Origin of the sequence: Providencia sp. PROV156 (genome assembly GCF_028480905.1) — a bacterium.
Classification (GTDB): Bacteria; Pseudomonadota; Gammaproteobacteria; order Enterobacterales; family Enterobacteriaceae; genus Providencia; species Providencia hangzhouensis.
In genome coordinates, this window is record NZ_JAMPPE010000008.1 from 136,790 (window position 1) to 159,745 (window position 22,956).

General features: G+C 40.9%; 21 protein-coding genes and 1 other RNA gene. 11 read left to right on the plus strand and 11 right to left on the minus strand.

Going from position 1 to position 22,956, the window contains the following annotated elements:
• Nucleotides 1–14: 14 nt before the first annotated feature.
• From degS to zapG, 3 genes are all read right to left on the minus strand, one after another.
• Nucleotides 15–1,079 carry an outer membrane-stress sensor serine endopeptidase DegS gene (gene degS, locus PSF31_RS08305; protein ID WP_004258255.1) on the minus strand — a complete coding sequence of 355 codons (1,065 nt, stop codon included), beginning with the start codon at nt 1,077–1,079 and terminating at the stop codon, nt 15–17.
• A 115-nt stretch (nt 1,080–1,194) separates the two neighbouring features.
• Nucleotides 1,195–2,589, minus strand: a complete 1,395-nt coding sequence (locus tag PSF31_RS08310; RefSeq protein WP_036958026.1) for a Do family serine endopeptidase — start codon at nt 2,587–2,589, stop codon at nt 1,195–1,197.
• A 378-nt stretch (nt 2,590–2,967) separates the two neighbouring features.
• Nucleotides 2,968–3,372: a Z-ring associated protein ZapG gene (gene zapG / locus PSF31_RS08315; protein ID WP_004908297.1), complete on the minus strand. Its 405-nt coding sequence runs from the start codon at nt 3,370–3,372 to the stop codon at nt 2,968–2,970.
• Between the two features lie 346 nt (nt 3,373–3,718).
• Between zapG and zapE the strand changes: the two genes are divergently transcribed.
• The 5 genes from zapE to sspB all read left to right on the plus strand — a co-directional run bounded on the left by zapE (nt 3,719) and on the right by sspB (nt 7,678).
• A complete protein-coding gene (zapE, locus tag PSF31_RS08320) occupies nt 3,719–4,849 on the plus strand; it encodes a cell division protein ZapE (RefSeq protein ID WP_096864409.1) in 1,131 nt (376 codons plus the stop codon).
• 307 nt (nt 4,850–5,156) lie between these two features.
• Nucleotides 5,157–5,585 carry a 50S ribosomal protein L13 gene (rplM, locus tag PSF31_RS08325; RefSeq protein ID WP_004258237.1) on the plus strand — a complete coding sequence of 143 codons (429 nt, stop codon included), beginning with the start codon at nt 5,157–5,159 and terminating at the stop codon, nt 5,583–5,585.
• Between the two features lie 14 nt (nt 5,586–5,599).
• Complete coding sequence (gene rpsI / locus PSF31_RS08330) at nt 5,600–5,992, plus strand: 30S ribosomal protein S9 (protein WP_004258235.1); 393 nt, start codon at nt 5,600–5,602, stop codon at nt 5,990–5,992.
• A gap of 545 nt (nt 5,993–6,537) precedes the next feature.
• A complete protein-coding gene (gene sspA, locus PSF31_RS08335; RefSeq protein WP_004258227.1) occupies nt 6,538–7,179 on the plus strand; it encodes a stringent starvation protein SspA in 642 nt (213 codons plus the stop codon).
• A gap of 7 nt (nt 7,180–7,186) precedes the next feature.
• Nucleotides 7,187–7,678: a ClpXP protease specificity-enhancing factor gene (gene sspB, locus PSF31_RS08340; RefSeq protein ID WP_172412237.1), complete on the plus strand. Its 492-nt coding sequence runs from the start codon at nt 7,187–7,189 to the stop codon at nt 7,676–7,678.
• Nucleotides 7,679–7,751: 73 nt separating this feature from the next.
• On the opposite strand, the gene PSF31_RS08345 is transcribed toward sspB, so the two are convergent.
• Entirely contained in the window at nt 7,752–9,158 is a 1,407-nt protein-coding gene (locus PSF31_RS08345; RefSeq protein ID WP_164560894.1) for an FAD-dependent oxidoreductase, read from the minus strand.
• Nucleotides 9,159–9,458: 300 nt separating this feature from the next.
• Between PSF31_RS08345 and arcB the strand changes: the two genes are divergently transcribed.
• The 3 genes from arcB (at nt 9,459) to mtgA (ending at nt 13,418) form a co-directional block, all read left to right on the plus strand.
• Nucleotides 9,459–11,804: an aerobic respiration two-component sensor histidine kinase ArcB gene (gene arcB, locus PSF31_RS08350; RefSeq protein WP_004258220.1), complete on the plus strand. Its 2,346-nt coding sequence runs from the start codon at nt 9,459–9,461 to the stop codon at nt 11,802–11,804.
• Between the two features lie 232 nt (nt 11,805–12,036).
• Nucleotides 12,037–12,687 (plus strand): isoprenoid biosynthesis glyoxalase ElbB, encoded by a 651-nt coding sequence (elbB, locus tag PSF31_RS08355; RefSeq protein ID WP_096864412.1) that lies wholly within the window; start codon nt 12,037–12,039, stop codon nt 12,685–12,687.
• 8 nt (nt 12,688–12,695) lie between these two features.
• On the plus strand, nt 12,696–13,418 hold the full coding sequence (gene mtgA, locus PSF31_RS08360) for a monofunctional biosynthetic peptidoglycan transglycosylase (RefSeq protein WP_096864413.1): 723 nt from the start codon (nt 12,696–12,698) through the stop codon (nt 13,416–13,418).
• Nucleotides 13,419–13,481: 63 nt separating this feature from the next.
• Here the strand turns inward: mtgA and dolP are convergent, their stop codons facing one another.
• The 4 genes from dolP to PSF31_RS08380 form a co-directional block, all read right to left on the minus strand.
• On the minus strand, nt 13,482–14,057 hold the full coding sequence (gene dolP / locus PSF31_RS08365; protein WP_004258215.1) for a division/outer membrane stress-associated lipid-binding lipoprotein: 576 nt from the start codon (nt 14,055–14,057) through the stop codon (nt 13,482–13,484).
• Between the two features lie 9 nt (nt 14,058–14,066).
• Nucleotides 14,067–14,657, minus strand: coding sequence for a DnaA initiator-associating protein DiaA (gene diaA / locus PSF31_RS08370; protein WP_004908326.1), 591 nt, complete (start codon nt 14,655–14,657; stop codon nt 14,067–14,069).
• Between the two features lie 116 nt (nt 14,658–14,773).
• Entirely contained in the window at nt 14,774–15,154 is a 381-nt protein-coding gene (locus PSF31_RS08375) for a YraN family protein (protein WP_096864414.1), read from the minus strand.
• A 39-nt stretch (nt 15,155–15,193) separates the two neighbouring features.
• The gene (locus PSF31_RS08380; protein WP_110591218.1) at nt 15,194–16,894 is read right to left on the minus strand and encodes a penicillin-binding protein activator; all 1,701 of its coding nucleotides are present in this window, start codon (nt 16,892–16,894) and stop codon (nt 15,194–15,196) included.
• A 61-nt stretch (nt 16,895–16,955) separates the two neighbouring features.
• Here PSF31_RS08380 and rsmI point away from each other — a divergent pair, with 61 nt between their 5' ends.
• The 3 genes from rsmI (at nt 16,956) to PSF31_RS08395 (ending at nt 19,805) form a co-directional block, all read left to right on the plus strand.
• The gene (gene rsmI / locus PSF31_RS08385; RefSeq protein ID WP_004258206.1) at nt 16,956–17,828 is read left to right on the plus strand and encodes a 16S rRNA (cytidine(1402)-2'-O)-methyltransferase; all 873 of its coding nucleotides are present in this window, start codon (nt 16,956–16,958) and stop codon (nt 17,826–17,828) included.
• A gap of 95 nt (nt 17,829–17,923) precedes the next feature.
• Nucleotides 17,924–18,297: RNase P RNA component class A (gene rnpB, locus PSF31_RS08390), an RNA gene on the plus strand.
• A 431-nt stretch (nt 18,298–18,728) separates the two neighbouring features.
• Nucleotides 18,729–19,805: a 4Fe-4S binding protein gene (locus PSF31_RS08395; protein WP_096864416.1), complete on the plus strand. Its 1,077-nt coding sequence runs from the start codon at nt 18,729–18,731 to the stop codon at nt 19,803–19,805.
• 138 nt (nt 19,806–19,943) lie between these two features.
• On the opposite strand, the gene dagF is transcribed toward PSF31_RS08395, so the two are convergent.
• Genes dagF through PSF31_RS08410 form a run of 3 tightly spaced genes read right to left on the minus strand, consistent with a single transcriptional unit; the run spans nt 19,944 to nt 22,921 of the window.
• The gene (gene dagF, locus PSF31_RS08400; RefSeq protein ID WP_004258199.1) at nt 19,944–20,684 is read right to left on the minus strand and encodes a 2-dehydro-3-deoxy-phosphogluconate aldolase; all 741 of its coding nucleotides are present in this window, start codon (nt 20,682–20,684) and stop codon (nt 19,944–19,946) included.
• Nucleotide 20,685: 1 nt separating this feature from the next.
• Nucleotides 20,686–21,798: a DgaE family pyridoxal phosphate-dependent ammonia lyase gene (locus tag PSF31_RS08405; RefSeq protein ID WP_004258195.1), complete on the minus strand. Its 1,113-nt coding sequence runs from the start codon at nt 21,796–21,798 to the stop codon at nt 20,686–20,688.
• Nucleotides 21,782–22,921, minus strand: a complete 1,140-nt coding sequence (locus tag PSF31_RS08410; protein WP_094961526.1) for an amidohydrolase/deacetylase family metallohydrolase — start codon at nt 22,919–22,921, stop codon at nt 21,782–21,784. The genes PSF31_RS08405 and PSF31_RS08410 overlap by 17 nt, the downstream gene beginning before the upstream one ends.
• Nucleotides 22,922–22,956 lie beyond the last annotated feature (35 nt).

A 22,956-nucleotide genomic window follows, 5' to 3' on the forward strand; every position in this document is an offset into this window, starting at 1 on the left:
GTATTTATCAATGATTATCCTGCCTGCTCATCAGGAATTTCTTCAATAATCACATCAATGTTTTTAATTTCGCCATCTCGTAAGATTTGCACTGCGGTTTTGCTTCCGGGGCGGATTTCTGCGACTAAATCCATGGTCTCTGCGGCTGAAATAGCAGGTTTGCCATCAACCGATAAAATAATATCCCCTTGTAGTATGCCCGCTTTAGCTGCAGGCCCATTTGGGGCAACTTGGAAAACCCGCAAGCCTTGTATTTGGTTAATATTATTGTTATTTGACCTAATTTGAGGCAGTTCTCGCGCCGTAATACCAATATAACCACGGATCACTCGGCCATCACGGATTAGCTTATCCATGATTTTAGTGGCAAGGGCGGTTGGAATGGCAAAGCTTAACCCCTCAGAACTAATGCCTTGGCCTGCTGTGAAAGAAAGTGTGTTAATGCCAACTAACTCCCCCTCGGTATTAATTAATGCCCCGCCAGAGTTACCCGAGTTGATTGAGGCATCGGTTTGCAGGAAATTTTGCCGACGGGTAGAGCTTAACCCTACGCGACCCGTTGCACTGATAATCCCCTGAGTAACGGTTTGGCCTATGTTATAAGGGTTACCAATAGCGAGTACGACATCACCAACATGAGTGACCCGTTGCGTATTAATTGGAATAACGGGTAGGTTATCAGCGTCAATTTTCAATACGGCGAGATCAGTCAATGGGTCCGAGCCAACCAGTAAGGCATCAAAAATAGCACCATCTTGTAAAGCGACTAAGATTTGGTCTGGGTTATCAACGACGTGTTTATTCGTGATAATGTAGCCATTTGGGCTCATGATCACACCCGAACCAAGGGATTTTAATTCACGCCCTGACTGGGAAAAACTACCTTTTGAGCTACTGTAAACATAGACTACTGCAGGCGCAGCACGGCGTACTGCTTTATTATAACTGACGGGCTCGCTATTTGTTTTACCATATAATAAGTCGGCTAAACCTTGAGGGCGCAACGAAGGAACCGCAACGATAATAATCAATGCAGTCAACAGGCCAAGCATGACAGATAAGGTTAGCTTCTTCACCATAGGATATAGAATATTTAGTTATTGCTTAAACATGTTCAGAGCATAACATAAAAAAACAGGTACAGCAGAGTGATACTGTACCTGTTTTGTTGATTTTCAGATGGTTTTTGATGAATTAATTTTTCATCAGTAAATATAAGGTTTCACCGTCACGTAATACTTTCATTGCTAATACAGGAGGTTTAGCATCAATAATCTTACGGAATTGTTCAATAGTCTCAACTCGAGCGTCATTAACACCAAAGATTAAATCGCCTTTTACGAGGCCAATGGCGGCAGCTGGCGATTTTGGTGCCACGCTATCAACTTGTACACCTTTAGTATTGCTAACGGTTGCATTAGAAATCGTTGCACCTAATAAGGATTCGCTCAACTTTTCAGCTTTAGTTGTTGAGCCTTCATCGTTCTCAAGAACCACTTTGACTTCCATCGGTTTGCCTGAACGGATTAAACCAATAGTGATCTCTTTACCAATTTGGCTGGTACCGATTTTGGCTCTTAACTCTGCAAAGCTATTAATGCGTTTACCATCAACGGAAACTAACACGTCACCGGATTTAATACCCGCTTTAGCTGCAGATGATTTAGGTAAAACTTCACTCACGAAGGCACCACGCTGTGCATCAATATTAAATGCTTTAGCGATATCGGAGTTCATTTCAGTACCTTTGATGCCTAAGATCCCGCGTTTTACTTCACCATGTTTAATTAACTGCTCGCTAAGGTTTTTCGCCATATTACTTGGGATCGCGAAACCGATACCGATATTACCGCCGCCAGGTGCCAAAATCGCAGTGTTAATACCGATTAATTCACCGTTTAGGTTAACGAGAGCACCACCAGAGTTACCACGGTTAATGGAAGCATCGGTTTGGATAAAGTTTTCTAGGCCTTCAAGGTTTAAGCCGCTACGACCTAATGCTGAGATAATGCCAGATGTTGCTGTTTGCCCTAAACCAAATGGGTTCCCGACAGCAACCGCAAAATCACCTACACGCAATTTGTCAGAGTCTGCAATACTAACAGCAGTTAAGTTTTTGATATCTTTTGCATTGCTTATTTTCAATAACGCGATATCGGTTTGTGGGTCTTTCCCAATTAAGTTAACGGCAATTTCACGGCCATCGTTTAATTGAATTTGTATTTTGTCGGCGCCATCAATTACATGGTTGTTGGTTAAAATATAACCTTGCTGAGCGTCAATAATGACACCAGAACCTAAGCCTTCAAATGGACGTACGCTTTGTTGCTGTTGTGGTATATTCGGGCCAAAAAAGAATTTAAGCTCTTCTGGAATTTGTTGGTTCTGTACGCGAGTACCAGACACATGAATATTCACTACAGCTGGCAATACTTTTTCAAGCATTGGAGCTAAGCTAGGCATGTTCTGGCTTTGTGCTGTTGCCGGTAAAGTGGCAGGTAATGCTGCGCTACTAACCGCAGGAATAGCCGCTAAAGATAAGCCTAAACTCATTGCTACTGCGGTAAGAAAAAAGTTTTTTCTTTTCATAATTCAGTCGATTCTCTCAAGAATAAGTTATCAACTCACTGTGAATGCAGTTTTAGAAGAAACACAATGCGTTGAGATAATATTGGTTGGTATCAGATTCAATTTTACTGATGACTATGACCACCGATTATGCGCAAAAGTTCCCATGACGGGTAGCGAATATCCACTCTTTTACATCTATTTACATGTACCTTAAGTGAAACTTTAACTTCTATACAGTAGATAAATAAATTATTAAATTATATTTGGATGGAAATCTTGTTCAGAATTATTAACTAAAAATTTAATAATGGAAGACACACGGAAAGTGATAAAATTTAGTAGGTTTTATAGGAAATCACCAGTAAGCATTGCTTACTGGTGATAAAAGATAAAAATTTACTTTTCTTTCTCTTCAATAGGACGGAAAAGACCCGAAGCACCATCTGAGTAATCTCTTGGTGGCATTTTAACAGGCGCTTGGTCGTTATCTGCTTCAGATTCGGTTAAACGATAGTTAAATGGGTTGTCTTGTGCTGGCATATCAGGCATTAATTCAGATGAACTTTGTGCCATGTGTTGGTAAAGCTGGCGGTAATCGCGCGCCATTTTATCCAATAATTCTGCGCTACGAGCAAAATGGCTAACAAGCTCTTTACGGTACTCTTCGAGTTCAGTACTTTTTTTGTCTAGCTCAGCTTGCGCTGTTTTTTGTTGGCGAAGCTTTGGGTTGCCATAGCGCACAACTAATGCACCGATGATAAAACCCACAATCAATCCGATTAATGCATACTCCCAGGTCATGCTGACTCCTTCATTACTTCAATGTTCACAGATTCAATGTTCGCAGAAATTAAATGTTGTTACCGTTACTATACCTTAAATAATTCAAGTTGCATGTAAGCGTCAAGTAAAGCGTCTTAACATATTGTAATTTGGCTAGTTAAGTGATGACAAAATCTACAAGCCCTGAGTAGGTAGGTTAAATTAGTCAACAACTTATTAAGAGTGGAATCTTAAATCGAATTTCCTTACTCTATAGCGGCTCGTTAACCGAAAGTTAAATGATAACTGAATCTGGTTATAATAAAGGCAGTGTATATCAAATAACGGTAAAAAAACCGAAAAATTTTTAAGGATTATTCAGTTAATGTCGCCGATGACCCCTACAATGCGTTATCAACAAGCGCTGGCTGATGGAAACTACCAGCCAGATGACGTACAAAAGCTCGCTGTAGAACGCTTAGATAAAATATATCAGCAGCTTGTGAATACAACTTCTTCCACTTTACAAGATAAGCCCTCAGGTTTAAAGCAACGCTTTAGCCGCCTTCTTGGTAAAGCATCGACAGCACCAATTACCCCAGTAAAAGGGCTATATATGTGGGGCGGAGTAGGGCGTGGAAAAACATGGCTGATGGATATGTTTTACGAAAGTTTACCGGGTAACCGTAAACTTCGCTTACATTTTCATCGCTTTATGAAGAAAGTACAAGAAGATTTAATGGCATTACAAGGGCAAGAGAACCCGCTGGATATTATTGCGGATGAGTTTAAAAAACAAACAGATGTGTTGTGTTTTGATGAATTTTTTGTGTCAGATATTACCGACGCTATGATCCTTGGCACTTTACTCGAAGGGCTATTTGCTCGAGGTATCACACTGGTGGCTACCTCAAATATCATCCCTGATAATCTTTATCGTAACGGTTTGCAGCGAGCTCGTTTCTTACCTGCTATTGAGCAAATTAAAAAATATTGTGATGTAATGAATGTCGATGCAGGCATTGATTACCGCTTAAGAACTTTAACTCAAGCGCATCTTTTTTTATCCCCAATTAATTCTCAAAATCGTCAGCATTTAGATGAGGTTTTCGTTAAATTGGCGGGTAAGCAAGGGGAGCAAAATCCCGTTTTAGAGGTTAATCATCGTAAGATGCAAGCCATTCATGCTGCGGAAGGGGTGCTAGCAATCGAGTTTAAAGTTCTGTGTGAAGAGCCTCGTAGCCAAAATGACTACATTTACCTATCAAATTGCTACCACACTGTGTTGCTGTACAATGTCCCCGTGATGGGAGTAACAGATGAAAATCCAGCACGTCGTTTTTTAGCGTTAATTGATGAGTTTTACGAACGAAAAGTTAAATTAGTCATTAATGCTGAAGTGCCAATGGAGTCGCTGTATCAAGGGCAACTTTTGGTTTTTGAGTACCAACGCTGCTTGTCTCGATTGCAAGAAATGCAAAGTGAAGAGTACCTGAAAATACCTCATTTAACTTAAGGTAAACGACAAAGCAGGGTTGTTAGCGAACAAGTTACCTGAATTGCATGATTTAAGTACAGTATACGATGTTTATTTGAGCAAACGTAAAAAAAATGCATTTGGGGTCGATTTTTGTTTCTGACTTCTCTATAATCTTGCGACCCCACGTTACAGCGTTGTTTTTTATTTCCCAAAAAATAACGCATTAATGCCAGTTAGGCTGCTCGAAGGGGTAGGTTTACTGGACAAAGAGTCGTGTGAACCTCAGAAAGCTTATGAACATGAGTGTTCACCAACGTGTAACTTCAATATTGGGTAAGTTTTAATGAAAACTTTTACAGCTAAACCAGAGACCGTAAAACGCGACTGGTACGTTGTTGATGCAGATGGCAAAACTTTAGGCCGTCTTGCAACTGAAATTGCTAGCCGTCTGCGCGGTAAGCATAAAGCGGAATATACTCCGCACGTGGATACTGGTGATTACATCATCGTTCTGAATGCAGAAAAAATTGCTGTTACCGGCAATAAACGCGAAGACAAAATCTACTATCGCCACACTGGCCATGTAGGTGGAATCAAGCAAGCAACTTTCGAAGAAATGATTGCTCGCAGTCCTGAGCGTGTGCTTGAAATCGCGGTTAAAGGCATGTTGCCAAAAGGACCTCTGGGTCGTGCAATGTACCGTAAACTGAAAGTTTACGCAGGTAATGAGCACAACCACGCGGCTCAACAACCGCAAGTTCTTGACATTTAATCGGGATTATAGCAATGGCTGAAAATCAATACTACGGCACTGGTCGCCGCAAAAGCTCATCTGCTCGTGTCTTTATTAAGCCGGGTAGCGGTAACATCACAATCAATCAACGTACACTGGAACAATACTTTGGTCGCGAAACTGCGCGCATGGTCGTTCGTCAGCCGTTAGAGTTGGTTGAAATGTTGGAAAAATTGGATCTGTACATCACTGTTAAAGGTGGTGGTATTTCAGGTCAGGCAGGCGCAATCCGTCACGGTATTACTCGTGCACTGATGGCTTATGATGAGACTCTTCGTTCTGATCTGCGTAAAGCTGGTTTCGTTACCCGTGATGCGCGTTCTGTTGAACGTAAAAAAGTGGGTCTGCGCAAAGCACGTCGTCGTCCACAGTTCTCCAAACGTTAATTTATTACCCTTTGGGTATAAAATTGATGAAAAAACCCGTCTTAATGGCGGGTTTTTTATTGCCTATTGTTTTACTTGCATTTTTATTTTGATGCTAGAATAGCTGTGTCTAATTATGATACTTTATAAAAGAATGAATATAATTAAAGAGAAAAATAATAATTTAATCTAAAATCAAAAATAATTATTAGTGGGACTAATATTGAGATAATTCTACTAAATACAACTCGAACTCTGGAGTTAACTTTAGGTTTTTTATTCTATTTATCTTTGTTTTTTCATTGAAAAACTCTAAATTTTTATCTTTTTGAACCTAAGAATGAAATAAATCTGTGATTTTTTCGGTGTGTTCCCCCTAAGTTGTACAAAATCTGTTAGAATATGCCCCTGTTTTTTTATTTCACATTTCTCGCCTTTACTGTGCGGGAGGGTTGTGTTGACTATCAGTATGGATAAATGAGAGTTAAACACAGGGGATTTTAAAATGGGTAATGGGTAATTAAAAATTAATTACATTTCGTCCATTTTGTATTTTGGAGGTTTTAATGGCTGTCGCTCCTAATAAACGTTCGGTAATGACATTGTTCTCTGGCCCTACTGACATTTTTAGCCATCAGGTACGGATTGTTTTGGCTGAAAAAGGGGTAAGTGTTGAAATTGAACATGTCGAACCCGGTCATCTGCCTCAAGATCTGATTGATCTCAACCCATACCAAAGCGTTCCAACATTAGTTGATCGTGACCTGACTCTGTATGACCCACACATTATCATGGAATACCTTGATGAGCGTTTTCCTCATCCGCCATTAATGCCTGTTTATCCAGTTGCACGTGGGACTAGCCGTCAATTGATGCACCGCATTCAAAATGATTGGTATTCATTAATGAGCAAAATAGAGAATGGTAGTGCGCAAGAGGCAGCAAATGCTCGTCGCCAACTCTCTGAAGAATTGATTGCGGTTTCTCCTGTTTTTGCTGAAATGGAATTCTTCATGAGTGAAGAGTTTAGTCTCGTAGATTGCTATTTAGCTCCATTGTTATGGCGTTTACCTGTACTCGGTATTGAATTGAACCCATCTAGCAGCAAATATCTGCAATTATATATGCAACGTGTGTTTGCACGTGACGCATTCTTAGCATCGTTGACTGAATCTGAGCGCGAAATGCGTTTGTCTACAAGAGGCTAAAAGAATGATGGAAATGACAGCAATGTCACCACGTCGCCCTTATTTGTTACGTGCCCACTATGAGTGGTTGCTTGATAACGATATGACTCCGCATTTGGTGGTTGATGTCACCGTTCCAGCGGTTAACGTTCCGATGGAATTTGCTCGAGATGGGCAAATTGTATTGAATGTTGCGCCAAGAGCTGTTGGTAATTTTGAAATAACCAACGAAGAAGTGCGTTTTAATGCTCGCTTTGGTGGGATACCTCGCCAAGTTTATGTCCCAATGGCCGCAATTATGGCGGTATATGCACGTGAAAATGGGGCTGGAATGATGTTTGAGCCTGAAGCTGCTTATGATGCAGAGTTATCAGCAGGTTTTGAACAGGTCGAAGAGCTTGAAGACAACATTTCTTTAGTTCATGAAACTGAATCTGTGGATGAAAATTCGCATGAGCCATCAGGGGATGAACCACCACGACCACCAAAAGGTCGGCCTTCGTTAAGGGTTGTCAAATAATCCATTAGCCGGGTTAGCAGTTAATGAATGAACAGAGGGGAATAAACCCTCTGTTTTTTATATAAATGAATCATTAAACCCCTAAAAATAATAAAATCCCTTCAGCAGCATTGCGCCCATCAGCAATAGCAGTCACAACAAGATCTGAGCCTCTTATTGTATCCCCGCCGGCAAACACTTTTTCATGGGAGGTTTGATAAGGAAAGGGACTGTTACGGTTTGCTATAATATGACCATATTTATCGCGCTGGATTAACGGTTTATCTAACCAAATTTGGTTATGAGGAATAAATCCATAAGCCACAATTATGGCATCGGCTTCGATAAAAAAAGCTGAATCTTTAATTAGTTCTACTTGATAACGACCATTTTCTAATTCGCCATTTTGCGTACGAGCGGCATAAACTCCCATAAGTTTCTGCTGCTCATTAATCACAAATTCTGTGACTTGCATATTAAAATGGAACTGGGCTCCTTCATCTAATGCATTAGCGACTTCTTTTCGTGAGGCTGGCATACTTTGTTCATCTCTACGATAGAAACAGCTAACCTGCTTCGCTCCTTGACGAATAGCGGTACGTACGCAATCCATTGCAGTATCTCCACCACCTAATACGATGACTCTTTTTGCGTGTAAATTAATATAGGGTTCGCCATTAGGGTTGGAAAGTTGCATTAAATGGCGTGTATTTGCGATTAGATAGGGAAGTGCTTCAAAAACGCCCTGAATCGCTTTTTTAGGTAAGTTACCTCGAATTGCTTGGTAAGTACCAGTACCAATAAAAATAGCGTCATAATTGGAAAGAAGCTCGTTTAGAGAGACATCTGTCCCTACTTCAGTATTCAATTGAAACTGAATACCCATTTCTGTAAATATTTCCCGTCTTTGGACCATTAGCTTCTTTTCTAGCTTAAATGACGGAATACCAAAGGTTAGTAGGCCCCCTATTTCAGGGTGTTTATCAAAAACGACGACATTTACACCATTTCGAATAAGCACATCTGCGCAAGAAAGACCCGCAGGGCCTGCACCAATAATGGCGACACGTTTGTTTACAGAGCTAATATGGGAAAGGTTTGGCCGCCACCCCATCGCAAAAGCAGTATCATTAATATACCGCTCAATATGACCAATAGTCACAGAACCTGTTGTATCATGAAGTACACATGCTAATTCGCAGAGTTTTTCTTGTGGGCAAACGCGCCCACAGATTTCAGGTAAACTATTGGTATGGTGAGATAATTCAGCAGCTTCGATAATTTTATCTTCAGCAGCAAGCTTGAGCCACTTCGATATTGGGTTATGTAGTGGGCACTTCCATTCACAAAAAGGGCTACCGCAAGAGAGACAGCGGCTGGCTTGCTGTTGTGCATCGACGGCATTATTGGATTCATAGACTTCAGTAAACTCTATTTTACGGATTTCCAGCGCTTTTTTAGGGGGCTCGCAACGTTGGGGACCGAAAATATTTGAACTCATGGCATTCCTTACTGAATTTTGTCTGATTTTACTTGAGATAGCTTGGGCTTTTACTTTGATTTTAGCGGCCTTCCACAAGAAACAGTAGCGTTATTGTTTTGATTTTTATGTGATTTTGATTAAAAAACACCCAAAATAAATTTTTACTTTATCTAACACAAAGAAAATACCTGATTGTTTTTTATCATTAATAGTAAAAAATGGCTATTGAATGAGCAGGATCGACATTTCGAGTGAATAATCATCCGAAACTGCCTTGTTTGATATATGATTCAAAGAGAATTTAACTAAGGGGTGGTTATGAAAGTACTTCGCGGCCTTGCGCAATACTATGTCGATTTAATGATGAAGCTCGGGCTGGTGCGATTTTCTCTGTTACTCGCATCTGCACTCGTTGTTCTCGCCATGATAATGCAAATGGCAGTGACAATTGTTTTAAGAGGGCATGTTGATAGCCTCGATATGGTGGGGTCAATTTTCTTTGGGTTAATTATTACCCCATTAGCTGTTTACTTTTTATCGGTGGTGGTTGAGCAGCTTGAAGAGTCTCGGCAGCGTTTATCGCGAATGGTTGATAAACTTGAAGTTATGCGAAAACGTGATGCTGATTTAAACACTCAGTTACAGGGAAATATTGAACAGCTTAACCTTGAAATTCTAGAGCGAGAAAAAGCAGAGCGTGCTCATTTAGAACTTCTGGAACAATTAAAACAAGAAATGAAGTACCGTGAGCAGACGCAAATTGAACTTGAGCAGCAATCTGTTTTACTTCGTTCATTCCTCGATGCCTCACCTGATTTAGTTTATTACCGCAACGAAAATAATGAGTTTTCGGGGTGTAACCGGGCAATGGAACTATTGACTGGAAAAAGTGAAAAACACTTAGTTGGGTTAACTCCATTAGATATTTATGATGTTGAAATTGCCTCTAAGGTTATGGAAACCGATGAAAAAGTATTTCGTCATAATGTTTCTCTCACTTATGAACAATGGTTGGTATATCCAGATGGTCGTAAAGCCTGTTTTGAACTTCGTAAAGTGCCTTTTTATGATCGCGTTGGTAAACGCCATGGTCTGATGGGCTTTGGGCGCGATATAACGGAGCGTAAACGCTATCAGGAGGCGTTAGAGAGCGCGAGTAGGGAGAAAACCACCTTTATTTCTACAATCAGCCACGAGCTTCGTACCCCCCTTAACGGCATTGTTGGTTTGAGCCGAATTTTATTAGATACAGATTTAACTTCGGAACAATCTAGCTATTTAAAAACTATTCATGTAAGTGCCGTTACGTTAGGTAATATATTCAATGATATTATTGAGATGGATAAAATTGAACGCCGTAAAGTTCAGTTAGATAACCAGCCCATCACATTATCTGAATTTGTGAATGATTTAGAGAATTTAAGTGGATTATTGGTACAGCCAAAAGGGCTTAAATTTGTCATGGATGTTGCCCCTGCATTACCGAAAACGGTGTTAACTGATGGGACCCGTTTGCGGCAAATATTGTGGAATTTAATTGGTAACGCAGTTAAGTTCACGCAAAAAGGTGAAGTGAAGCTTAGTATTTGGCAAGAAGCTGAAAATAAATTGTTTTTCAGGGTTCAGGATAGTGGCATAGGTATACCTAAGGGCGAATTAGATAAAATCTTTGCAATGTATTACCAAGTAACAGATTCTGCTGGAGGTAAACCTGCAACTGGAACGGGTATTGGGCTTTCTGTCTCTCGACGCTTAGCACAAAATATGGGAGGCGATATACAAGTTGAAAGTGAAATAGGCCAAGGCTCCACTTTTACTTTATCTATCACAGCGCCTGTTGTTGAAAGTCATGTTATTGAACAGCAAGATAGTGAAGACGATTACCCATTGCCTGCATTACATATTTTACTCGTAGAAGATATTGAACTGAATGTTGTTGTTGCTTGTTCTGTATTAGAAAATTTAGGAAATACGGTTGATGTAGCAATGAATGGGAAAGATGCTCTCGAGATGTTTGCCCCTGGAGAATATGATTTAGTTTTATTGGATATCCAATTACCTGATATGACAGGCCTAGATATCTCTCGGCAACTCAAACAGCAGTATGATAAGCAAGACTTACCACCATTGATTGCTTTAACGGCAAATGTTCTTAAAGATAAAAAAGAATACTTTGATGCAGGTATGGATGGGGTATTGAGTAAACCATTATCAGTTCCAGCATTGACCCAAATTATTGAGCAATTTTGGGGGGAACAATCTACTCAACCTGAAGAAATATCGGGTGAGCATGAGACTTCGAGTGTTGATGAATCTAGGCTCGATTGCGATATGCTAGAACAGTATATTGAGTTAGTTGGCCCTAAGCTTATTTATGATGGCCTAGATGTCTTTGAAAAAATGCTGCCGGGTTACTTAGCTATTCTTGATTCAAATATGGTGGCTAAAGACCAAAAAGGGATTGTTGAGGAAGCTCATAAAATCAAAGGCGCAGCAGGTTCTGTTGGCTTAAAGAACTTACAGAAAATTGCACAACAGATTCAATCTCCTGATTTACCTGCATGGTGGGACAATGTGCAAGAATGGGTCGATGAATTAAAACAGGATTGGAAAGCAGATATAGAAACTTTGAGAAACTGGGTTGATGAGCGTACAAAAAAATAACCCCAACCGAAGTTGGGGTGCGCGAATACTGCGCCAACACCAGGGAAATCGTTGATTTGCATATGCTTTTTGTTTTTTGCAAATCATAAAATTAGGTATATCACTGTAAAGGGCAACATCAAGATACCAAAATTTAGCGAATCTGTTACAAGATTCATTAAAATCTGTGATGAAGATTGATGTTTATGCACCTTAGCGCCTGAGAGATAATTTACTACAAATGGAGGAAGATATGAAATCAATTGCGGTTATTTTAAGTGGCTGCGGTGTTTTTGACGGAAGCGAGATTCATGAGTCAGTGCTAACTATGCTAGCTTTGAGTCAATATAATGCTGAAGTTCATTTTTTTGCGCCTGATGAGTTGCAACCTACTGTTATAAATCATATAAATGGAGAATTAAAAACAGAAAAACGTAACCAAATGGAAGAGTCTTCACGTATTACACGTGGTAAAATATCACCTTTATCGTCAGCTGATGCTTCAAAGCTAGATGCCCTCATTATTCCTGGTGGTTTTGGGGCGGCAAAAAATTTATGTGATTTCGCAGTTAAAGGAAGCGAGTGTGAAATTAATAAAGAACTATTAAGTTTAGTACGCCAAATGCACCAACAGAAAAAGCCGCTAGGGCTGATGTGTATTGCTCCAGTGATGCTTCCTAAAATGTTAAATACATCAGTAGAACTAACTATTGGAGATGATAGTGAAACGATTGCTCAAATAGAAATTATGGGGGGGAAACATATTAAATGTGCTGTTGATGATATTGTAATTGATGAAGTTAACCGAGTTGTTACAACACCTGCTTATATGCTAGCTCAATCAATTTCTGAAGCAAATACGGGTATTAATAAGCTTGTTAAGAAAGTATTGGAAATGGCGTGATTATTTGAATGCGAACTATTGTTTCTAGATTATGGCACTGGTTAAAGAAGATCACATTTTCATTACTTGTGGTGTGGATTTGTTCAGTCATTTTATTTAAATACATACCAGTGCCTTTTTCTGCAGTGATGATTGAACGGCAAGTTAGCGCATGGGTAAACTTAAATTTTTCTTATGTGTCTCATTCTGAATGGGTAGATGAAAATCACATTTCTCCGTATATCTATTTAGCAGTAATTGCAGCGGAAGATCAAAATTTTCCTCATCATTGGGGGTTCGACCTTGATGCAATTGAGCGAGCTTACAAACATAATTTGAGTAATAAACAAACAATTAGAGGGGCTTCAACTATCTCACAGCAGACAGTAAAAAATGTGTGGTTATGGGATGGAAGAAGTTGGTTAAGAAAAGGCTTAGAGACAGTAATGACCCCTATTATGGAGATTTTATGGTCAAAGAAAAGAATACTGACCGTTTATCTTAATATAGTAGAGTTTGGTGATGGTGTTTTTGGGGTCGAAGAGGCTGCAAATAAATTCTTTAATAAGCCTGCTAGCAAGCTTTCAATGAGCGAGGCTGCACTATTAGCTGCGGTTTTGCCTAATCCTCATAGATATAGTGTAAAAAACCCATCTTCTTATGTGCTCAAAAGGCAAGCTTGGATCTTGAACCAAATGCACTTATTGGGAGGTAAGAATTATCTGAAAATAAACCAGTTGATGAATGAATAAGAAAAAAGCCATGGTTTTTAACCCACGGCTTTTGTTTTTATAACAATATATTATTGTTTATGATTAATTAAGATAAGTGAAAGCAGTCGTTACTCGACGAACACCATCTGTTTCACTAGCGATTTTAGCCGCTGCATCTCCTTCTTGCCTTGTTAATACACCTAGCAAGAAAACCTCACCGTTTTCAGTAATGACTTTCACACTACCAGATTTAACGCTATCACTCGCGAGGATTTTAGATTTAACTTTGGTTGTTAACCAAGTATCTTTTGAGGCTGTACCTAAATCAACAGGCTCACCACTACGGACTTCATTATAAACTGCGATGGTGCCATCAACGTTAGAGGCTATTTGTTTTGCTCGTTCAGCCCAAGCCATATCAGGGCTTTGGCCTGTTAGCAGAACATTTCCTTTATAAGCGGTTGCAATGATACGAGCCTTGCCCGTAATTTCTTTATCTTTGTTCAGTTGCCCACTAACTCGAGCTTCTAAGGTGCCATCGTCAACTTGTTGACCAACTGTACGAGGGTCAGTTGCGCTTTTTGTTGCAACAGCAGCGGAACCGACTACAGCAGCACCAATACAACCTTGTAATAGAATAGTACTAATGACTATGGCAAAAACCGGAATTAATCGCATTTTATCTCCTTAATCGTCCTGATGTGGGAAAAGAGTATTATCTATGAGGTCACATAGACAATTTACAGTAAGAAGGTGGACTTCTTGAATTCGAACACTTCGTTGGGATGGAATACGAATTTCAACATCTTGGGGGCCAAGTAAACCTGCGAGTTCCCCTCCGTCATAACCTGTTAGGGCGACAATTGTCATGTCTCTAGTCACGGCTGCTTCAACTGCCTTAATGATATCGCTACTATTACCATGGGTTGAAATTGCCATCAAAACATCACCATGTTGCCCTAATGCTCTAACTTGTTTCGCATAAATTTCAGAAGGCTGCTTACTACCCGAAATCGCAGTTAACACTGCATTATCTGTATTAAGTGCTAAAGCGGGTAAGCTAGGGCGTTCGGTTTCAAAGCGATGGATCATACTTGCAGCAAAACGTTGTGCAGTAGCGGCAGAAGCACCATTACCACAACATAAAATTTTGTTGCCATTGAGTAGAGATTGAACCATCATCATCGCGGCTCTTGAAATGGCATCAGGCAGCGCTTCAGCAGCTGCTATTTGAGTTTGTATACTTTCAGTGAAGCAAACTTTTATTCGGTCTAGCACGAGTTTTTCCTTTGTCGCCTCGATATAATTCAAATTATTTTTGTATATTGCCATTATATTTGAATTATAGCTTTGTTGACTGCATGATCAGCGTATAAAACTGATTATATCATTTGTTAATAAATATCATTTTCGTTGAATGCATTTTGTATCCAGTCAAATTGGTTTCCCGTGATGGCGCAGATATCAAAACGGCATGCACTGGTTTCAAAACTTTCTTGCCTTTGTGAGAGCCAATATTTGGCAGCAGCTAATAGTTTTCGACGTTTGTGCCAGTTTACTGATAAAAGTGCATCTCCGTAATCACAATTCTTGCGAAACCGAACTTCAACAAATACCCAACTTGTATTATCTCGCATTATGAGGTCGATTTCTCCGCCTCGGTTCCTTGCATTACGTTCAACAAATGTTAATCCCTGCTGTTTCAGGTATGCGAGCACTTGATTTTCATAGTACCGGCCTGTTAACCATTGTATGGCTTTTGGCATAATTCTCATGACGTCCTTGTCTGAAAAAAAATGAAGTATTCAGTGATGTTATTGTGAGGAAACCACTTTGCCTTGTTTAAATTGCAACCAAGGTAATTCTCGGAACACTACACAGTTTGGTGTAGTACTCAAGGTTCCTGATGCACCATTGATACGAAATTGTCCCGATTGCTGTAGTTTGTCGTAATTGTTGGCTAAAGACCATGCGTCAATACCCATGGCATATAAGCGGAATAAAGAGTAATCATTGTTCAGCTTTTGTTGGGCTTGTTTACGTAAGTTATTGTTTGCACCTGCGAGTAAAGGGATTTCGCTAAATTTAACGCCATCCATTTCAAAGCGGTAGTCTGCGCCAGATCCAGCTTGGTTACTGCGAGAGCTTGCATAAAGCGAAGGGCGAGAACGAGAACTAATTGCCATTTCAATCATTGGCTTGATTAAGGTCAGCTCATCACGAGTGGCAACAATATAAACGCCGTCAATCGCACCAGTTGAATCGACATATTGTGAGTCTATCGATTGTATTCCGGTATTCACAGGCGTTCCTGTCATACGGATACCTGCGCCGCGATTAATCGACTCTTTTAAAGAAGGGACAGACCCAAAGGTTTGCATTAAAACGGTCCCGCCGCCTTTTTCTTGCCACCCTTGTGCAAAGGCTTTGGCTATCCTATCACCGAAAGCATTAGCGGGAACTAGTACCAATGGCATTTGCTTACCTTCAGCTTTCATGTAAGCGGCAGCATTTTGTGCCTCATCTTCTGGCGATAATGAAAAATAGCAAAGATTAGGTCGAGGCTGTAATTGGTTCGCATCAAGCTCATTGAGAGCGAGCACACTAACAGGCGCTCCCATTTGGGTAATAACTTGAACGTCACTTTTTAATAATGGCCCAACAATAAGATTGAAACCTTCATTTTTCGCTTGTTCAATAAGCTCAGGCATTTGCTTGTTTGTGGTATCAAACACTTTGACGCTTTGGGTATTCACAGGGGCGGCATCAATACGCAAAGTTGATGTCACCACGTCGCTATCGCTAGAAGTGGGAGCATTACCTGTTGTTGCTGCAACTTGTTCATAAATTTGGTCAAGCACATCATTTCCACTACTTGGTGGCGGTGTTATGGCTGTTTGAGTAGCGGGCCCTTGAGGCAGGCCTTTTTGTGCATCCATAAAGCCTTGCATAATCGCTTGACCGAATACTTGTCCTTGCCCACTCATGGGTAAAAACAATGCAATCTTAGGGTTTTTGCCCACTTGAGGTATCATGGCTTGTTGCAAAAGAGTCGGCGTTGCCGTCACTCCAGGGTTATTCGAGTAACGCATTTTCCAATCGTTATAGCCTGCAAGTAAAGCATCTGTGTCGTCTCGGTTGTTTTGATAAATATCTAAAAGATCGACCCAGCCTTGAAGAATATTTTCATCTGCCCCAATTCCATGAATTTGTTCTGGCGTTAACTGTGTTAACATCTGCCATAACCCATCAATATTAGCTTGGCGTTCAGCGGCTGTTTTTAATAAAGGTTCTTGGCTAATGTAGGCCCTTATCGCCTCCATTGAAGGCTTACCTTGTGCAGCATCAATGATTGCTTGGTAACGGCTAGCATCATCAGATGTGCTTTGCTCAGGCGTTTTTTGGGTTGACGGAAAGTATTCCGAGACAATTTGGCACCCTGACAGTGCAAATGTGGACAGCATTGCTGTGCAGATTAACCCTTTTTTCAAATGCAAAAAAATTGAAGGACGCATACTGTATCCAATGGTGTATTTTTCAATTGCTTAATTTTAAACCGGCTATTCGGATGAAACAATGAACCAACCTAATCAAGCTGTGGTTATGGCATCCACGCTGTATATTGTCCCTACCCCAATTGGTAATATGGGGGATATAACGCAACGCGCGTTGGATGTTCTTAAACATGTTGACCTTATTGCAGCAGAGGACACTCGGCATTCAGGCATTCTATTACAGAATTTTGCGATAAATGCGCGGTTGTTTGCTCTGCATGATCATAATGAACAGCAAAAGGCAGATCAATTAATTAGTCGACTTCAACAAGGTGATAGTATCGCATTAGTCTCCGATGCGGGTACACCTTTAATTAATGATCCAGGTTATCATCTAGTTAATCGTTGCCGCGAAGCGGGTATTCGTGTTGTACCTTTACCGGGTGCCTGTGCTGCTATTACCGCGTTATCAGCGGCGGGTTTACCCTCAGACCGTTTTTGTTATGAAGGTTTTTTACCTGCTAAAACAAAAGGGCGTAAAGATGTTTTACAATCACTCGAACAAGAAACTCGCACGCTGATTTTCTATGAATCAACCCACCGTTTGTTAGACAGTTTAGCAGATATGGTGGAAGTCTGGGGGCCAGATCGCCATGTTGTTTTAGCGCGAGAAATCACGAAAACGTGGGAGTCCATTGAAGGCCGCCCAGTGGGGGAATTACTCGCTTGGGTAAAAGAAGATGAAAACCGTCACCGTGGCGAAATGGTGTTGATTGTCGAAGGGTATAAAAAGCCAGCGGATGACTCTGCAGTTTCCCCTGAAGTGGTGAGAACATTAAATTTATTACAAAAAGAATTACCCCCTAAAAAAGCGGCTGCAATCACGGCTGAAATTTATGGTCTCAAGAAAAATATGCTGTATAAGTTGATGCTTGATAATCAAAGTGATGAATGATTTTTGGGCAAATACCACGATTTGATTGATATAAGTGGTAAATTGCACACGCTAGAGTCTGTACAAGCAACAACAAAGTGCCTATAATTCGCCGCGGAGTTGGCCAGACAACCGCTGCTTTATCGTAGTCCCTTCGGGAGACGGGTAGAGGGGAGGAAAGTCCGGGCTCCATAGGGCAGGGTGCCAGATAACGTCTGGGAGGCGTGAGCCTACGACTAGTGCAACAGAGAGCAAACCGCCGATGGCCTGTTTACAGGATCAGGTAAGGGTGAAAGGGTGCGGTAAGAGCGCACCGCGCGACTGGCAACAGTTCGTGGCACGGTAAACTCCACCCGGAGCAAGACCAAATAGGGGTTCTTATGGTGCGGCCCGCATTGAACTCGGGTAGGTTGCTGGAGCCAGTGCGTAAGTGCTGGCCTAGATGAATGGTTGTCCAAGACAGAACCCGGCTTATCGGCCAACTCCCATTTTTTCGTCATACTTCAAGCTGTGCCTGTGTTGGCGTCACTCGTCAGCCCTAGTCACATACTTTTGTATGCTCCTAGGGATTTCCTCATTTTGCCGCCTTGGCACACCTCGAATTATTTAGAAAAAATTTCAGTTTATAATGCTTCGAGCTGTACCTGTGTTGGCTGCATTCAGCCACACGGGTCACATACTTTTGTATGCTCCCCGCGCTGTCTTCATTTTGCCGCCTCGGTATAACACGAACTATTTAGAAAAAATCATAATCTTTTGATTTAATATAAAAATACTTCTCTTCTTTCTTTTCTGGCTTGTCTTCATCATTTGATACATCAAGTCATTAACGTCACAACCCTCTGATGCAAATCAATACGCTATGTGAATATGTAATTACAATAGTGGTATTTATAATGCATGTTAAAGAGATGTGCGTAGATGGTAAAGAAATCACGTGTAAGGTACCAACGTCGCCCAGGTACAGCTGGGGGAAAACTCCCTTGGAATGATTGGCGAAATGCATCAACATGGCGTAAATTTGTACAGTTCACGCTATTGGCAATCAATATTTATATTGGAGTTACCTTCTATTACTGGGTACGATATTACGAAACTGGAGGGGCGACAATTCACCTTCCTCGCCCTGGTGGAATTGAAGGTTGGCTGCCGATTGCGGGGTTAATGAATTTAAAATATACCTTGGAAACGGGGAGTTTTCCGCCAATTCATGCGGCCTCAATGTTTTTATTAGTCTCTTTTATTGTGATTAGCTTACTGTTCAAAAAAGCATTTTGTTCATGGATGTGCCCGATTGGCACAATATCAGAGTACACTGGTAAGTTAGGGAAAAAAGTCTTTCGTTATCAAAACCAAATTAGCTTACCTAAATGGCTCGATATCCCTTTAAGGGGCCTAAAATATTTGTTATTAGGTTTCTTTCTTTATATTGCATTTTCCATGTCTGCGCAGATGATCCAATATTTTATGATGTCGCCTTATGGGATCATTATTGACGTAAAAATGTTGGATTTTTTTCGTTATATTAGCTTGTTTGCGCTTATTACTGTGGTCATTTTAGTGATAGCAAGCTTGTTTATTCGTAATGCTTGGTGCCGTTATTTGTGTCCTTATGGCGCTTTGTTAGGCATTTTTTCGTTATTTTCGCCATTTAAAATTCGGCGAAATGTGGAAAGTTGTATTGATTGCGGAAAATGTGCCAAGAACTGCCCATCACGGATACCTGTCGATAAGTTAATTACTGTAAGAACGGTGGAATGTACGGGATGTATGACTTGCGTTGAATCTTGCCCTGTTGCATCAACGTTGGATTTTTCATTGCAAGTGCCAACAAAAAAACATCAATTTCGCTTATCGGGTTGGATGATGGCAATTCTAACCTTAGCAGTTTTATTTATTATTATTGGTATTGCTATGTATTTTGGCGTTTGGGATAGCCCAGTACCTGATAATTATTGGTTTCATATTATACCAAATGCAAGAATGATAGGTCATTGATGTGTAATAAAAAGCCCCGCTGCATACAATGATGAGCGGGGCAACTTGTTGTTTTGTCATGATGACAGATTTTGTACTGCTTATTTATACTTATTTACTCGCTTATATTTATTTTCTGACTTACTGCTTACTACCACATCAATTAACCGCTTGCTTAACCATCTGCAATAATTGACGTACATCTTCTGGGCGAGTGTTGCCCGTTTCTTTATCAATGATGGAACTATAAATATGAGGAATGATTTTTTTCACGCCTGCATCAAGGGCAATTTGCAAAATTTCAGCAAAGTTATCTAAATCAATGCCGCCTGTAGGCTCTAAAGAAAAATCAAAGTCAGCGCAAGCTTTGGCAATGGCTTTATATTCTTCAATATATGTTAATCCTTTCATATTAAAGAATTTAACTGAGTCAGCACCCATGTCTTTAAGCATCATAATGGCAGTTTCAACCGGAACAATGCCATCTGGCGCTTGAGAGCTTAGTGGGCCTGTAGAAATTTTCACCATACCTACCGTGCCTGTGGGTGATATGAGCGCATTCACGAAGGTTTCGTTTTGGCCTAATAGTGCACGGCTAATTGGTGCACCAGTGAATACTTGGTTAACGTGTTGTGGTTGAACTTCTTTTGCGATTAACGACACCATGGTTGACTGATTTGGGTCGCCAGCGCCGAGACCAACTGATAATGCATTATCGGTTTCTTGTGCATAAATGCGCATATCTGCAATGGCACTTTCTAAGTCAGGGTAATTTTTAGATAAAACACCAACAACAACAAAGGTTTCTGCTGCGGCATAGATATCTTTTGCATTCTGGTGGCTGCCTGCCAGTACGTTTAAACAGACACGGTCACGATAAAAATTCGGTGACAATTTCATCTTAAATTCCTTCTACTAACAAACGAATATTCTTAGAAATAACATCAAGTTGTTCAGTGCTAACACTACGAATGTCAGCCTCTACTTTTCCTTCGTTGGCTTTGTACTCACGGAAGTAAATCGCGGTATCGCCCTGCTTTAGCTCAGCCATGATTTGGTAAGTGGTTTTGCCTATCATTTTTTCATCAAAGCTAATCTCGGTACGGGCAATATCACGTCCTGCACCATCCCAGACGATTCGAGCAGAGATACCTTTAATGGCATTTAAATCACTGATGAATTGACTCATTCGATTAACCATCTCTGCGCCTGTTTCTTTGGTCGCAGTCAGGTACTGTTCGATAGCGAGTGTGAGCCCCAAAATACCTTCTTTACCCACTTTCATCGCACGGCCAATACCTTGGCTTTGGCGTTTTACCCACTCAATATATTGTTTTTTACCGATAACCAGACCGCTTGTTGGGCCTTCGATTGCTTTTGCTCCGCTGTAAATCACAATATCGCCACCGGCTTGGTAGTAAGCGGTAAGTTCTTCTTCTGCTGCGGCATCAACGATCAGGGGGAGCTGGTGGTCATGAGCCACTTTGGCGGCTTGTTCCACGGTTAACATGCTTTTTTGCACGGTATGGTGTGATTTGATGTACAAAATAGCGGCTGTATTGGGGGTGATTTTTGCTGCTAACTGGGCGGCACTGCACTCATTAGCAAAACCCGCTTCGACTACTTTACCGCCACCTAAGCTTACCATTGTGTCCACAGGGGCACCAAAATTAACGTTATGGCCTTTAGGTAAAATAATTTCACGAGGAACAACTTTGTCGGATGAATGCAAATTGAGCAGTAAATCATCATCATCTTGTACAATCACCGCTGCAACAGCTTGTGCAATACCAGCAGAGGCACAAGATACAACTACCGCAGCTTCAACATTTAATAGATTAGCAATATATTCGCCAGTTTTATTAACTAAGTCTTTAATTTCAAAATAATTATTTAATCCATAAGCAACACGTTCAACAACTTCTGGAGTTGGCGTTGAAACACCCAGAATTGTCATGCGGCCAGAGGCATTAATAACGTGTTTTAACTGATATTTATCATAAATCGATTGCATGTTCTGATTCACCTTGTGCATGAATAATGTGTTTTCCACCGACGATAGCAGCCAATGGTACGAAGCGGTGAGTGCCTATACGGTGTTCGCCTTCTGCATCCGTGAGCTCTGTTTGCTCTTCTTTAAGGTCAAAAAGGGTTATGTCGGCGTCAAAGCCCGGCCTTAAATAGCCTTTTGCGGGTAACGATAAGAAGTTGGCGGCTTTTTCGGTAACGCAGCGAAGCACTTGTTCCGCACTAAAGCCCATACACAGAAATTTGGTCATCACAAAAGCGAGGCTATAAACAGGGCCATTAACGCGGTTGCGGTGGTAAATATCGGAACTGATGATGTCAGGGTAAGTGCCAATGCGCATCGCTTGCTCTGCAACTTTAAAGCTAAAGCTTTCACCGCCATGTCCAACATCTAATATGACACCCCGTGCGAGTGCGCGAGCAATTGATGGTTTTAGGTAGCCATCTTCGCCTAAAATCTTATTGGGTTTGCCATTAAAGCAGTGAGTGATGATATCGCCGCGCGTCAGTAAATCAGCGACTTCATCAATATCCGGCGGGTTGTTGCCAATATGCACCATGAGTGGAAGATGGTGTTTTTTCTGCATTTCTTTAGCTTTAACCAGTGGGGTAATGCCATTTTCACCAACCACGCTTTTACTCATACGGGCTTTCATACCAACAACAAAGCCGGAGTGGCGCTCGATAGCGTCTTGAAAGCAGGCTTCATTGATGTTGTTCATATCCGACAATTCATTTTGCGCAATGATGCCAATACGTGAAATATTTAACAGAGAAAAGACATTCGTTTTTGATTTCTGGGTGAGCTGATAAAATTTATCAATATCATCAGCACCGACACTACCTGCATCAACCAGTGAGGTAACTCCGCCAGCGGCTCCTGCTAAATCAGGGTCATCGAAGTAAATAGGTGACTCAACAAAGCAATGAGCATGAGAGTCAATCCACCCAGCACTGACATAAGTTTTTCCTTGTAGGTCAATGACTTTGTCGGCTTGCTGATTATTCGCTAATTCAGGGCCTGCCGCTTCGATTTTTCCATCTTTAATAAGAATGTCGATAATCGAGCCATCGATACGCTTACCTTGTTTGATGATTAAAGTGTACATAGTTGTCCTCTCTATACTCGATACTCGTCATACTT

Bases quoted from the DNA above. Each gene is read 5' to 3' on its own strand.
- mtgA (WP_096864413.1), top strand. From the start codon at position 12,696: ATGCGAACTATTGTTTCTAGATTATGGCACTGGTTAAAGAAGATCACA.
- PSF31_RS08375 (WP_096864414.1), bottom strand. From the start codon at position 15,154: ATGAGAATTATGCCAAAAGCCATACAATGGTTAACAGGCCGGTACTAT.
- rpsI (WP_004258235.1), top strand. From the start codon at position 5,600: ATGGCTGAAAATCAATACTACGGCACTGGTCGCCGCAAAAGCTCATCT.
- PSF31_RS08380 (WP_110591218.1), bottom strand. From the start codon at position 16,894: ATGCGTCCTTCAATTTTTTTGCATTTGAAAAAAGGGTTAATCTGCACA.
- elbB (WP_096864412.1), top strand. From the start codon at position 12,037: ATGAAATCAATTGCGGTTATTTTAAGTGGCTGCGGTGTTTTTGACGGA.
- PSF31_RS08410 (WP_094961526.1), bottom strand. From the start codon at position 22,921: ATGTACACTTTAATCATCAAACAAGGTAAGCGTATCGATGGCTCGATT.
- dagF (WP_004258199.1), bottom strand. From the start codon at position 20,684: ATGAAATTGTCACCGAATTTTTATCGTGACCGTGTCTGTTTAAACGTA.
- zapG (WP_004908297.1), bottom strand. From the start codon at position 3,372: ATGACCTGGGAGTATGCATTAATCGGATTGATTGTGGGTTTTATCATC.
- rsmI (WP_004258206.1), top strand. From the start codon at position 16,956: ATGAACCAACCTAATCAAGCTGTGGTTATGGCATCCACGCTGTATATT.
- PSF31_RS08345 (WP_164560894.1), bottom strand. From the start codon at position 9,158: ATGAGTTCAAATATTTTCGGTCCCCAACGTTGCGAGCCCCCTAAAAAA.
- dolP (WP_004258215.1), bottom strand. From the start codon at position 14,057: ATGCGATTAATTCCGGTTTTTGCCATAGTCATTAGTACTATTCTATTA.
- zapE (WP_096864409.1), top strand. From the start codon at position 3,719: ATGTCGCCGATGACCCCTACAATGCGTTATCAACAAGCGCTGGCTGAT.
- PSF31_RS08395 (WP_096864416.1), top strand. From the start codon at position 18,729: ATGGTAAAGAAATCACGTGTAAGGTACCAACGTCGCCCAGGTACAGCT.
- PSF31_RS08310 (WP_036958026.1), bottom strand. From the start codon at position 2,589: ATGAAAAGAAAAAACTTTTTTCTTACCGCAGTAGCAATGAGTTTAGGC.
- rplM (WP_004258237.1), top strand. From the start codon at position 5,157: ATGAAAACTTTTACAGCTAAACCAGAGACCGTAAAACGCGACTGGTAC.
- degS (WP_004258255.1), bottom strand. From the start codon at position 1,079: ATGGTGAAGAAGCTAACCTTATCTGTCATGCTTGGCCTGTTGACTGCA.
- sspB (WP_172412237.1), top strand. From the start codon at position 7,187: ATGGAAATGACAGCAATGTCACCACGTCGCCCTTATTTGTTACGTGCC.
- PSF31_RS08405 (WP_004258195.1), bottom strand. From the start codon at position 21,798: ATGCAATCGATTTATGATAAATATCAGTTAAAACACGTTATTAATGCC.
- arcB (WP_004258220.1), top strand. From the start codon at position 9,459: ATGAAAGTACTTCGCGGCCTTGCGCAATACTATGTCGATTTAATGATG.
- sspA (WP_004258227.1), top strand. From the start codon at position 6,538: ATGGCTGTCGCTCCTAATAAACGTTCGGTAATGACATTGTTCTCTGGC.